Origin of the sequence: Termitidicoccus mucosus (genome assembly GCF_038725785.1) — a bacterium.
GTDB lineage: Bacteria > Verrucomicrobiota > Verrucomicrobiia > Opitutales > Opitutaceae > Termitidicoccus > Termitidicoccus mucosus.
In genome coordinates this window covers 1,821,235-1,832,833 of sequence record NZ_CP109796.1, presented here as the reverse complement: position 1 = coordinate 1,832,833, position 11,599 = coordinate 1,821,235, and the positions used below count along the sequence as shown (strand labels likewise).

Annotated in this window: 9 protein-coding genes and 1 tRNA gene; 7 read left to right on the top strand and 3 right to left on the bottom strand. The window is 63.1% G+C overall.

Translation table 11 applies throughout. The features are described 5' to 3' along the window. Window positions 1-86 precede the first annotated feature (86 nt). Window positions 87-764 (top strand): GDSL-type esterase/lipase family protein, encoded by a 678-nt coding sequence (locus OH491_RS06190; RefSeq protein ID WP_068771839.1) that lies wholly within the window; start codon window positions 87-89, stop codon window positions 762-764. A 172-nt stretch (window positions 765-936) separates the two neighbouring features. Continuing rightward, entirely contained in the window at window positions 937-2,181 is a 1,245-nt protein-coding gene (locus tag OH491_RS06185) for a polysaccharide pyruvyl transferase family protein (protein WP_334319536.1), read from the top strand. Window positions 2,182-2,233: 52 nt separating this feature from the next. Here the strand turns inward: OH491_RS06185 and acs are convergent, their stop codons facing one another. Next, a complete protein-coding gene (gene acs / locus OH491_RS06180; protein WP_342751071.1) occupies window positions 2,234-4,189 on the bottom strand; it encodes an acetate--CoA ligase in 1,956 nt (651 codons plus the stop codon). 132 nt (window positions 4,190-4,321) lie between these two features. Between acs and rho the strand changes: the two genes are divergently transcribed. Beyond that, window positions 4,322-5,587, top strand: a complete 1,266-nt coding sequence (gene rho, locus OH491_RS06175) for a transcription termination factor Rho (RefSeq protein ID WP_084442449.1) — start codon at window positions 4,322-4,324, stop codon at window positions 5,585-5,587. Window positions 5,588-5,727: 140 nt separating this feature from the next. Beyond that, window positions 5,728-6,192, top strand: a complete 465-nt coding sequence (locus OH491_RS06170; protein WP_068771842.1) for a cysteine hydrolase family protein — start codon at window positions 5,728-5,730, stop codon at window positions 6,190-6,192. A gap of 56 nt (window positions 6,193-6,248) precedes the next feature. Here OH491_RS06170 and OH491_RS06165 read toward each other — a convergent pair. Further along, window positions 6,249-6,324, bottom strand: a tRNA-Ala gene (locus OH491_RS06165). Window positions 6,325-6,537: 213 nt separating this feature from the next. On the opposite strand from OH491_RS06165, the gene msrA reads away from it, so the two are divergent. The 3 genes from msrA (at window position 6,538) to OH491_RS06150 (ending at window position 9,224) form a co-directional block, all read left to right on the top strand. Further along, complete coding sequence (gene msrA / locus OH491_RS06160; RefSeq protein WP_084442450.1) at window positions 6,538-7,170, top strand: peptide-methionine (S)-S-oxide reductase MsrA; 633 nt, start codon at window positions 6,538-6,540, stop codon at window positions 7,168-7,170. A gap of 240 nt (window positions 7,171-7,410) precedes the next feature. Further along, a complete protein-coding gene (locus OH491_RS06155) occupies window positions 7,411-8,481 on the top strand; it encodes an NADH:flavin oxidoreductase/NADH oxidase (RefSeq protein WP_068771844.1) in 1,071 nt (356 codons plus the stop codon). 74 nt (window positions 8,482-8,555) lie between these two features. Next, complete coding sequence (locus tag OH491_RS06150; protein WP_068771845.1) at window positions 8,556-9,224, top strand: NAD(P)H-dependent oxidoreductase; 669 nt, start codon at window positions 8,556-8,558, stop codon at window positions 9,222-9,224. Between the two features lie 241 nt (window positions 9,225-9,465). On the opposite strand, the gene OH491_RS06145 is transcribed toward OH491_RS06150, so the two are convergent. Next, the gene (locus OH491_RS06145; protein ID WP_068771846.1) at window positions 9,466-11,403 is read right to left on the bottom strand and encodes a metallophosphoesterase; all 1,938 of its coding nucleotides are present in this window, start codon (window positions 11,401-11,403) and stop codon (window positions 9,466-9,468) included. Window positions 11,404-11,599 lie beyond the last annotated feature (196 nt).

Here is an 11,599-nt window from a genome sequence, read left to right as displayed (position 1 = left end):
TTCGAGGCCGAAACCGCGCATATTTATTTCAATCGCGTATCCCCCGGCACGATGAATACCGTCGTCATGAAATTTCTCCGAATCCAATGAAAACGCACCCGCAAAAAACCCTCCTCCTCGCCGCCCTGTTTTTCGCCCTCACCCTCGCGCACGCCACCCTCTTCGCCGCCGGCGATCCCGCGCGCTGGGAAAAAGCCATGGCCGCGTTCGAAGAACAAGACCGCACAAATCCCCCGAAACCAAACGGCGTGCTCTTCCTCGGCAGCTCCAGCATCCGCCTCTGGAAAACCCTCGCCGAAGACTTCCCCGGCGTGCCGCTCCTCAACCGCGGTTTCGGCGGTTCCCAAATCTCCGACAGCATTTATTATTTCGACAGACTGGTCATGCCATCCAGGCCGCGTCTGGTCGTGTTTTTCGCCGGTGGCAATGACATCAGTTCCGGAGTCACCGCCGAGCAAGTCGCCGCCGATTTCCGCGAACTCTGCGCCAAACTCCACCAAGCCCTCCCCGAAACACGCGTCATTTTCATTTCGCTGCCCTTCGTCGAATCACGCTGGAAGCACCGCGCCGAAACCGCGCTCGCCAACACCTACATCTCCGCCTTCTGCCACTCCGACCCGCGCCTGACATACGTCGACATGAACAGCGCAATCCTCTCCCCCGACGGCACCGTGCGCCCGGAATACTATCGCAAGGACAAGCTGCACATGAACGAGGCGGGATATGCGGTGTGGACAAAACTCCTGCGCCCGCTGGTGAAGTGAAGGTGGCACAGGCATCCCTGTCCGCCAGCGCACACGACGCCAGAAACCGGTTTGCCCAGTGTGGCTGCAATTTTATTCAAATGCTTTGATATATTAAATTAGTTGACACTCTGTTTATAGAAACTTCCGTTTCGAATCCATCGTGACCCGGCGATCCTTTCTTCTTACCTCCTTGTTCGCATCTCTCGGCGTGGCGTTGCGTGCCGCCGTCCGCAAGCAGTCGCCGAAAATCGTACTGCGCTCGTCGTGGAAGACTGCGAACATCGGCGATATCGCCCATACGCCGGGACTCCTTGCGTTGCTGGAGAAATTCCTGCCCGAAGCCGAGGTGATCCTCTGGCCAAGCAACGTCGGCGACGGAGTCGAAGCCATGTTGCGGCGCCGCTTCCCGCGACTGGTCATAACGCGGGACCATGCAGTCATCGAAACCGGCGATTTCCTGCTCCACGGCTCCGGGCCTTATCTGGTTGCGCACCGTGACATCGATTACTGGCGCAGCCACGTTCGCAAACCCTACGGAGTCTATGGCATAACGATGGCGCCCGCCGGCGATCCAGGCATGAAGATCATGAAGAACAACGGGCTCGACGAGCACACGCGCGAGCTGCTCGATGGGGCCAGTTTTGTGTTTTTGCGCGACTCCGTGTCGCTCGAGGTCGTCCGGGCCGCCGGTATTGCCGCGCCGGTGGTGGATTTCGGCCCCGATGCCGCGTTCGCGTCGGATGTGCGGAATGACGATGCCGCGGATGCGTTTCTCCGCGAACACCGGCTCCAGGAAGGGAAGTATCTCTGCTGCATCCCGAATCTTCGCAATGCGCCCTATTGGCAGATCAACCCCCGGTATACTTTCGACCCGGCGAAGCATCGCCGCAACGAGGAGATGAAGGAGCACGATCATGCGCCGCTGCGGGACGCCATCGTCGAAGTGGTCCGGCGGACGGACCTGAAAGTCCTTGTCTGTCCGGAAGACTCCACCCAGATGGCCACCGGCAAGGAGTTGCTGGTCGATCCGTTGCCGGACGATATAAAGCCGCGCGTGGTCTGGCGTCCGACGTATTGGCTCACGGACGAGGCGACCAGCACCTACCTCCGCTCCGCCGGGCTTTTTGGCAACGAAATGCACAGTCCGATCCTTTGTGTGGGACATGGCATTCCCGCCATTGTGTGCCGTTTCGCGGAACAGACCACCAAAGGCTACATGTGGCGCGACATCGGGCTTGGCGACTGGCTTTTTGACCTGGACAACGCATCCGATCGCGCCCGCATCGCCGCGACCGTATTGGCGATGGCGCGCGACCCCTCGGCGGCGAGAGCCAAGGCACGGCAGGCGCGCGCGTTCGTGCAGGCGCGACAGGCGATGACGATGGCAGCCTTGCGATCCTGCCTCACCCTGGACGCCGGGCCTGCCCGGAAGTAGAAGCGAACTTTCGGGCCGCTTTGGATCGACTGGTTGGGCGGCGCGGGCGGTCTCACTCCTCGGCCTGCAAGCTCGCGACCACGGAAAAGTCCTCCAGCGTCGTCGTGTCGCCGCGCACTTCGCCGCCGGTCGCGATTTCCTTCAGGATGCGCCGCATGATTTTTCCGCTGCGCGTCTTCGGCAGTCCCGCTGCGAAACGTATCTGGTCGGGCCGCGCCATCGCGCCGATTTCCCCCGCCACGTGCGCGCGCAACTCCTCCTTGAGCGCATCGCCCGGCGGGATGCCGGCCTTCAGGGTCACGAACACCACCAGCGACTGGCCCTTGAGGTCGTCGGGCTTGCCCACGGCGGCGGCCTCGGCGACCGCCGGGTGCGACACCAGCGCGCTCTCCACCTCCGCCGTGCCGAGGCGGTGCCCCGAAATGTTGAGCACGTCGTCGATGCGACCCACGATCCAGAAATAGCCGTCCTTGTCCTGGCGCGCTCCATCGCCGGTGAAATAGTAGTCCTCGTGTCCGGGAAATTCGCCCCAGTAGCCGCGCTTGTAGCGATCGTCCTCGCCCCAGAGCGTCCGCAGCATCGACGGCCACGGGCGCGTGATGACCAGCTTGCCGCCCGTGCCGCGCGGCACTTCGTGCCCGAGCGAATCCACCACCTTCGGCACCACGCCGAAGAACGGCAGCGTGGCCGAGCCCGGCTTGAGCGGGGTCGCCCCCGGCAGCGGCGTGATCATGATCGCGCCCGTCTCCGTCTGCCACCACGTGTCCACGATGGGGCAGCGTTTCTTGCCGATCATGGTGTGATACCACATCCATGCCTCGGGGTTGATCGGCTCGCCCACCGAGCCCAGCAACCGCAGCGAGTCCAGCCGGTGCCGCAGCACATAATTGTCGCCCCAGCGCATGAACGCGCGGATCGCGGTCGGCGCCGTGTAGAGTATGGTGAGCCCGTGCCGGTCTATCATCCGCCAGAAGCGGTCCGGCTCCGGGTGATTCGGCGCGCCCTCGTAGATGAATACCGTGGCCCCGTTCGACAGCAGGCCGTAAACGACATAACTGTGGCCCGTTATCCAGCCGATGTCGGCCGAGCAGAAATAGCGGTCGTTTTCCTTCAAGTCGAAAACATGCTGCGCGGTCATCTTTGCCCCGAGCAGGAAACCCGCGCTCGTGTGCAGCACGCCCTTGGGCTTTCCCGTGCTGCCGCTCGTATATAATATGAACAGCGGATGCTCGCTGTCGAACGCCTTGGCCTTGTGGATGTTCGGGCCGCCCTCCCAGGCCTCGTGCCACCAGATGTCACGCCCGTCGCGCATGCTGACCTCGTTGCGGCAGCGCCGCAGCACCAGCACCGTCTGCACGCTCGGCGCGCCCTCGAGCGCCTTGTCCACGTTGGCTTTGAGTTCGACGATCTTGCCGCGTCGCCAGCCGCCGTCCGCCGTGATGACTAGGCGCGCCTTGCAGTCGTTGATGCGCGCCTTGAGGGCCTCCGGGCTGAACCCGCCGAACACCACCGTATGCACCGCGCCGATACGCGCGCACGCCAGCATCGCCACGATGGCCTCCGGCACCATCGGCAGGTAGATGGCCACGCGGTCGCCCGCGTTCAGACCCAGGTTTTCGAACACGTGGGCCAGCCGGCTCACGTGAAACAAAAGCTGGCGGTAGGTGATCGTGCGCACGTCGCCCGGCTCGCCTTCGAAAATAATCGCGGCCTTGTTTTCCCGCGCCGTTCCCAGGTGCCGGTCGAGGCAGTTCTCGGCAATGTTTAACCGTCCTCCTGTGAACCACTTGGCATGCGGCGGGGTCCACTTCAGCACGTCCGTGAACCGCTTCCTCCACACCAGGTGGGACTCCGCCTCCCGCCGCCAAAACTTCTCTGGGCTATTGACAGATTCCTCATAGAGCTTCTTATAAGCCGAAAGACTCCCAAGATTGGCTTGGCGCTGAAATTCGGCTGAGGGCCTGAAAATCCGGTGTTCACGGGAAACCGAGGTGATCGTTTGGTCCATCACGTTCGTAACTGGTTTGGGCATAGGTTTGGGTAATTGTAAAACGCCCCCTATGTCCTCCCCGGAGCTTCATGCGTCAAACGACCGGGCCACATTCACTCAAATTTTGCTAGAACCACACACTCTATAACCATGGAAAACAACACCCCCGCTTCCGCGGACAAAACCAACATCACCCCCGACGCCGGCGTTGCCGCCGCCGCCGAACAGACCTCCGCGCCTGCGAACACCGGCGGCGACGCCTCCCCGTCCGCGCCCGCTCCGCAAAAACCGCAAAAGCCCGACAACACCGTCCCGGTCGAAGGCATTCTCGACATCGACACCCAGAAAGGCGGCAACGGCCAGCTCCTTGACCTCTCCCGCTTCGGCAAACGCCGCCCCATCGACGTCTTTGTCCCGAAGGATCTCATCCGCCGCTTCAAGCTCCGCGCCGGCTCCCTCATCTCCGGCACCGCCTATCCCGCCGAGGGGAAATTTCCCAATCCCAAGATGCGCTTCATCGAAAAAGTGGACGGCCTCGACATCGACGAACGCCGCCGCAAGTTCGAATTCACCTCCCTCACGACCGTCTCGCCCGACAAGCACCTGCGCATGGAGACCAAGGACGGCCGCATGACCACCCGCGCCGTGGACCTCTTCTGCCCCGTCGGCAAAGGCACCCGCGGCCTCATCGTCGCGCCGCCGCGCACCGGCAAAACCACGCTGCTCCGCGACATGGCCCTCGGCGTCCTCGAAAACAACCCCGAGTGCCACGTCATGATTCTCCTCGTGGACGAGCGCCCCGAGGAGGTGACTGATTTCAAACGCTCCGTTCCCGCCGAAATCTGGGCGTCCTCCAACGACGAGCAGCTCGAAAACCACATCCGCGTCGCCGACATCTGCATCGAGCGCGCCAAGCGCCTCGTCGAGACCGGCAAGGATGTCGTCCTCTTCCTCGACTCCATCACCCGCCTCGCCCGCGCGCACAACAACGCCCGCAGCGGCGGCAAAACCATGTCCGGCGGCATTGATTCCCGCGCCATGGAAAAGCCCCGCCAGCTTTTCGCCGCCGCCCGCAACACCGAGGAAGCCGGCTCGCTCACCATCGTCGCCTCCGTGCTCGTCGAGACCGGCAGCCGCATGGACGACATCATCTTCCAAGAGTTCAAAGGCACCGGCAACATGGAGCTTGTCCTTGACCGCAAGTGCGCCGAGATGCGCCTCTGGCCCGCCATCAACATCGCCAGCTCCGGCACCCGCCGCGAGGAATTGCTGATCGACGCGAAGAGCCTGGAGGGAATCCATTTCTTCCGCCGCGCCCTCGTCCAGCAGCGCATCGAGGAAGCGACCGAAACCATGATCGCCCGCCTCTCGAAGACGAAGACCAACGAGGAATTTTTGAAACTCATCGCGAGGTGAGCGGCCTGAAGCACATGCGATTGGGAAGATAATATGGGGTCGTCGCGGTTTTCGATGTCTGGAAAACAACCACTCAAAATGGCGGGGAACCCAAATAAACTCACTATATTCGCGCAAACGTCCTCCCGCTGAAAAATGGCATGACGACGAAGCCCGCTTTATTGCTTGTCGACATCCAGGAGGGTTTCGATGCCCAAAAGTGGGGGCATCGGAACAACCGGCAGGCCGAAACCGTGGCGGCGCGATTATTATTCATCTGGCGCGAAAACAAATGGCCGGTCTTTCATGTCCGGCATGACTCTCCCGAGCCGGATTGCCCGCTGCATCCCGGCGGCGCGGGCAATAATATAAAGCAGATTGTCCGTCCGCATCCGGGCGAACCGGTCATCGGCAAAACCGTAAACAGCGCGTTTATCGGGACCGACCTGCACGAACGCCTCTCGGCCCGGGGAATCAAGCGCGTGGTCATCGTCGGGCTGATCACGCCGCACTGCGTCTCGACCACGGCGCGCATGGCCGGAAATCTTGGCTACGAGACCTACGTGGTGTCCGATGCCACCGCTGCGTTTGGGTGGATTGTCACCGTGGCGGCGGCATCTTCGTGAGGAGCGTTTGGTCCCAAAAAAACCGCCGCTGGACGCATCCGGCGGCGGTGGAAATTTGGTGGACCCGATCAGGTTCGAACTGACGACCTCCTCAATGCCATTGAGGCGCTCTTCCAACTGAGCTACGAGCCCGTTCCTTGTTGAAGGAGGGGCAAGAATCCGGGTTCCGGAGGCGAATGCAAGGACTTTTTCTGAGAAAGTTGCTCCACCCGGTGTCCGGCGAACCTCCTCCGGTGCAGCTTCATCGGGAAAGGCTCGTCGGTTTTCGAGAGGAAGGGTTGCGGCAGGCACGGAACTGCGTTTCCTTGAATCCTCTTTTCGGCCGGCGCCGCCGTCCGCCTTTGCATGAAATTTTTCCGGCTCATTCTCCCGTTCATCCTTGCAGCCATGACCAATGCCGCTGATCCCGCGTCGTCTCCCCCCGAAACTTCCGCCGTTTCCGCCGCGGCGCCCGCGTCCGTCAAGACCGGGAGCATCGTGCTCGGCGGCGGGTGTTTCTGGTGTACCGAGGCGGCGTATAAACTCGTGTCGGGCGTGGTTTCGGTGACGAGCGGCTACGCGGGCGGGCGCAAGGCAAACCCGACTTACGAGGAGGTTTGCACCGGGCGGACCGGGCACGCGGAGGTGGTGCGGGTGGAATTTGACCCGGAGAAAGTGTCGCTCGACCGGCTGCTCGATTTCTTTTGGGTCATCCATGATCCGACAACGCTCAACCGGCAGGGCGCCGATGTGGGCACGCAGTATCGCTCGGTGATTTTTTATGCCGATGACGCACAACGGCAGGCGGCCGAGGCCTCGATGGCGCGGGCCAACCCGGAGTGGGGCGGCAAAATCGTGACGGAAATCAAGCCGCTCACGACGTTCTATCGGGCGGAGGAATACCATCAGGATTATTTCAGAAAGAATCCGAATCAGGGTTACTGCCAGGCGGTCATAAGGCCGAAAATCGACAAACTCAAAAAGGCGTTCGCGAAATAATCGCACCGCTTTTCGCGGTAATTAAAGTACAATAGCCCACTATATTGCGTCTCTTGTAACCCAGTTGGTTGCACCATCGGTTTTGGCCATGCGCATAAAATGGTCCGTTGGTCCGTGTATGCCGCCGGGCGGCGGTTCGGCATCCGATTAAATGCTTTTTCGCAATAAAATTGCCTGAATCGTGTTGCTTTCCAGGCTCGTCATCCGTCCATCCTAACGTTAGCAGTTTCAAGCAAGTCCATGTCCACGCTTTTTAGTCCGTTCCAGCTCAAGTCAGTCACGCTACGAAACCGCATCGGCATCTCGCCGATGTGCCAGTATCAGGCCAGCGAGGGCATCGCGGGGGACTGGCATCTGATGCACTACGGGGCGCGGGCGGCGGGCGGGGCGGGACTGATCATCGTGGAGGCTGCGGCGGTGGCGGCAAACGGCCGCATCACGCCGCACGACCTCGGGCTATGGGCGGACTGGCAGATCGAGCCGCTGGCGCAAATCAACCGCTTCCTCAAGGCGCAAGGGGCGGTGCCCGGCCTGCAAATCGGGCATGCCGGCCGCAAGGCATCGTGCGCGCGCCCGTGGGAGGGCGGGGCGCATCTCGCCGCCGACGCGGGAGGCTGGCCGCTCATCGCACCGAGCGCGCTGCCCTTTGGCGAGGCTTTGTCCAAGGTGCCGGCGGAAATGACCGGACAGCAAATTTGTGAGACGCAGATGGCGTTTGCGGCGGCGGCGGGACGCGCGCGGCAGGCGGGCGTGGAGTGGCTGGAGATTAACGCGGCGCACGGCTATCTCGCACACAGTTTTTATTCGCCGTTGAGCAACCGGCGCACCGACGGCTATGGCGGCTCCTTCGACAACCGCGTGCGCTTTTTGCTCGAGACGGTGAAAACCGTGCGGCAGGTCTGGCCGGAACAATTGCCGCTCACCGTGCGCATCTCGGCGACCGACTGGGCCGATGGCGGGTGGACGCTTGAGGACTCGGTCGAGCTCGCGCGCCGCCTGAAAGCCGCCGGGGTCGACCTGATCGACGCGAGCGCGGGCGGCGCGGTTCCCGACGCGGCGGTTCCGGCGCCCAAGCCGGGCTTCCAGGTGCCCTTTGGCGAGCGCATCCGCGCGGAGGCGGGCATCGCCACGGCGGCGGTGGGGCTGATTGCGGACCCGATGCTGGCGGAAGCCATCGTGAGCAAAGGGCGGGCGGACATCGTGCTTATCGGGCGCGAGTCATTGCGTGACCCGCACTGGCCGTTGCACGCCGCGCAGACGCTGGGCGTGCGGCAGTCGTTCGGCCCGCCGCAATACTCGCGCGCCTGGTGAGGCGCGTCCGTGCCCCGCCGTCCATTGCATTGCCGCGGGGACACGGGCGCGGCCCGCCGGAGAAGTTTCTTACCATGACAACCACAGACAAACTCGAACCGATCAGCAGCGGGCAACTGCTCGCCGCGCTCAACTGGAGATACGCCACGAAACAATTCGACGCGTCGAAAAAAATCCCCGCCGACACGTGGGCGACGCTGGAGGAGGTGCTGCGGCTCACGCCCTCGTCGATGGGCCTGCAACCGTGGAAGTTCATCGTCGTCACCGATCCGGCGGTGCGCGCCAGGCTGGTGCCGGTGTCGCACGGCCAGTCGCAAGTCGCCGACTGCTCGCACCTGGTGGTGTTTACCCTGCGCAAAAACATCGGCGTGGACTACGTGCGCAAGAACATCGACCGCATGGCCGAGGTGCGCGGCGTGGATAAATCCGCGCTCGCCGGATTCCAGCAAATGCTGGAGGGCTTTGTCACCCAGACGGCGAAGAACGGCGCGCTCGACATCATCCAAGCCAACCAGATCTTTATCGCGCTCGGCCAGTTCACAACGGCGGCGGCGTTGCTCGGCATCGACACCTGCCCGCTGGGCGGGATCGAGGCTCCGAAATACGACGAGATTCTCGGGCTCAAGGAAAAAGGGCTCGCCACGCTGGTCGCCTGCGCCGCCGGTTATCGCGGCGAGGGGGACAAATACGCGAAACTCAAGAAAGTGCGTTTCGACGCCAGCGAGGTGTTCGGCCATATCTGAGGGCGGCATGCCCTGGCTGCGCCGCGCCTCTCTCCCCGGGTGAACATCCGGCGCCGGTCCGTCAAGTAATGGGGCATTTTATGCCAATTATGAAACGAAATGCCGCTTTTGCTGGATGGACGGCCTCCGTGTCGTATCAGGTAGGGCCGAGGCGTCCCGCCGAGCCGCGGCTCGGCGGGACACCTCGCCCTACCGCTGATCATGGAACTCCCACGGCAGAGCATCCAGGCCGGCCGCGTTTTTATTTTTCCAACGTGGCGGGCAGGATGGAATGAATGGCGGTGCGGGTGATTTTGCCCTGGTCGTTGATTTCGGCGAGCCATTCGTAGGTGGCCAAGCCATCCATGTTTTCCAAGCGGCAGCTTGCCGTCGTGCCGGAAGGGACCTCGGTGGTGGCGACTTTGACAAAGGGCTCGATTTTCGCGCCAAAGTCGTAATCGAGCGTGTAGTCGGCGTCGTTGTAGGTCCGCCATTTTTGAGTGACGGGGGAATAGATCCCGACGTGGATTTTGTTGGCGCGCGGCGAGAGGGTGAGGACGCCGAGGTGGCCGTTGCCGCCGAGCGCGTCGCCCTGGAAATCCATGAGGATGCCGTGGACGGTGGCGCCGTGAAAAGTGGCGGTGCGGCGGCCCTCGCCGGTGATGTGCCCGCCGATGATGAGCATGAGATTTTTGTGGTGGCGGAGGGCTTTGTAAGCGGCGGCGCCGTCGGGGCAAAATTCGGACTGGACGCCGGGGCGGAGGGCGGCGTGCGTGATGATGATGGCGCGGCGCGAGGCGTGCCGCTTTAATATGTCATCGGCCCATTTGAGCACTTCGGGCCGCGTGGAGGCGGCTTTGTATTCAAGGCTGACGACAATGAATTTCTCGGCGCCGGCGTCGAATTTTATATAATAGTTGTTATTGTCGTTTCCGTGGCGGCCGCCGTAGTAGCCTTTGTCTTCGAAATGGCCGGCGCCGAAATATTTGTTGAACAGGATGGCGGGGCCGTCCCAGGCGCCGTCGCCGGCTTTGCGCTGGTCGTGGTTTCCGACGGCGAGGCAGTAGGGGATGCCGTCGGGCTGGCGTCCGGTGGCCTTGGGATTTTCGAGGTGATACATGGCCTGGCTGGCGTTGGTCCATTCGTATTCCTGCATGTCGCCGCGATCGGTGATGTCACCGAGGTGGAGGACGCAGGCGATGTTGTCGGGTTGAGCGTGGCGGACGATCCAGTCCGTCTGGGCGTGGAACATTTCCGGGGCGCCGCCCTTGCGTTTCCGGGCGTAGTATTGCGTGTCGGGGAGGAGGATGATTTGGAAGTCGCGCCCGGCGGCGGGTTGGCGGCGGGCGAGGAAGGTGACGGTGAGCGGGCCGCCGTCGGGATCGTCGGCGCGGAGGGAGAGCCGGGCGACGCCGGCATCGCGCGCGGTTGCGGGCTGGACGGCGGAGGGGGCGCGGTTGGCGGGGTTGGCGTCGTAGGTGACGGTGAGGCACGGGCGGTGCCGCGCGCCGGTGTCGGGGGCGAGGGAGGAGAGGATGGCGAGGGCGTTGGTGGAGGCGTTCGGCAGGGCGTTCAATGCGCCGAGAATTTCGTGCTGGAGGAGCCAGCCGTGGTTTGGCTCGCCGGCGGACCAGGCGCGGAGGGATTCGGTGACGTTGAGGTCGTAGGAGGTGTTGTTGTTGCTGAGGGTGCCGGCGGTGGCGGTGTCGGCGGCGGCCTCGATGTCGTCGGGCTGGACGCCGTTGCTGCCCCATGCGCGGGAGTCCCATCGGGCGTCGTCCGTCCAAGGGAGCAACATGCGGTGGAGGATGAGCCGCTGGCCGCTGCCGGCGCCGCGGGAGGGACCGGTGCGCAGGCGAAGGGTGGCGCTGACGATGGGGGAGCCGGGCAGGATTTGGCCGGGCGCGCCGCCGAAGATGCCGTCGAAGCGTGCGAGGGCCTGGGCGACGTTTTTTATCTTGCCGGTGTCGGCGTCATGGGAGACCGAAATCCAGATGGCGGGGGTCTTGGGCGTGAGCGCGGCTCCGTCGTCGCGCATGACGAGGCTCGCTTCGACGGCGCCGGCGTAGCCGTCGAGGCCGTTTTGGAAGGAAAGCGTCCTGAAGTCGGGGCCGGTGACGGCATCGGAGTTCCCGAAGACGGGCGCGCCGAACGAAAGCAGAAGGGCGGCGACGAGGAGGAAGAGGATGCGGTGTTTCATGATTTATATCATTTCGGGATCAAGACGGATTTTAATACCCGGGCATCGGGGTGTTGATGGTCCCACGCGGAGACACGGGGCATGAAATGGCTTCATCGTCGTATCTCCGCGTGATAACTATAATGTTTTCATTTAACAGTGGCGCGGCAGCCCCGGTAGGGCGAAGCCTCCGGCTGAGCCGCGGCTCGGCGGGGAC

Bases quoted from the DNA above. Each gene is read 5' to 3' on its own strand.
- OH491_RS06190 (WP_068771839.1), top strand. From the start codon at position 87: ATGAAAACGCACCCGCAAAAAACCCTCCTCCTCGCCGCCCTGTTTTTC.
- acs (WP_342751071.1), bottom strand. From the start codon at position 4,189: ATGGACCAAACGATCACCTCGGTTTCCCGTGAACACCGGATTTTCAGG.
- rho (WP_084442449.1), top strand. From the start codon at position 4,322: ATGGAAAACAACACCCCCGCTTCCGCGGACAAAACCAACATCACCCCC.
- OH491_RS06170 (WP_068771842.1), top strand. From the start codon at position 5,728: ATGACGACGAAGCCCGCTTTATTGCTTGTCGACATCCAGGAGGGTTTC.
- msrA (WP_084442450.1), top strand. From the start codon at position 6,538: ATGAAATTTTTCCGGCTCATTCTCCCGTTCATCCTTGCAGCCATGACC.
- OH491_RS06155 (WP_068771844.1), top strand. From the start codon at position 7,411: ATGTCCACGCTTTTTAGTCCGTTCCAGCTCAAGTCAGTCACGCTACGA.
- OH491_RS06150 (WP_068771845.1), top strand. From the start codon at position 8,556: ATGACAACCACAGACAAACTCGAACCGATCAGCAGCGGGCAACTGCTC.
- OH491_RS06145 (WP_068771846.1), bottom strand. From the start codon at position 11,403: ATGAAACACCGCATCCTCTTCCTCCTCGTCGCCGCCCTTCTGCTTTCG.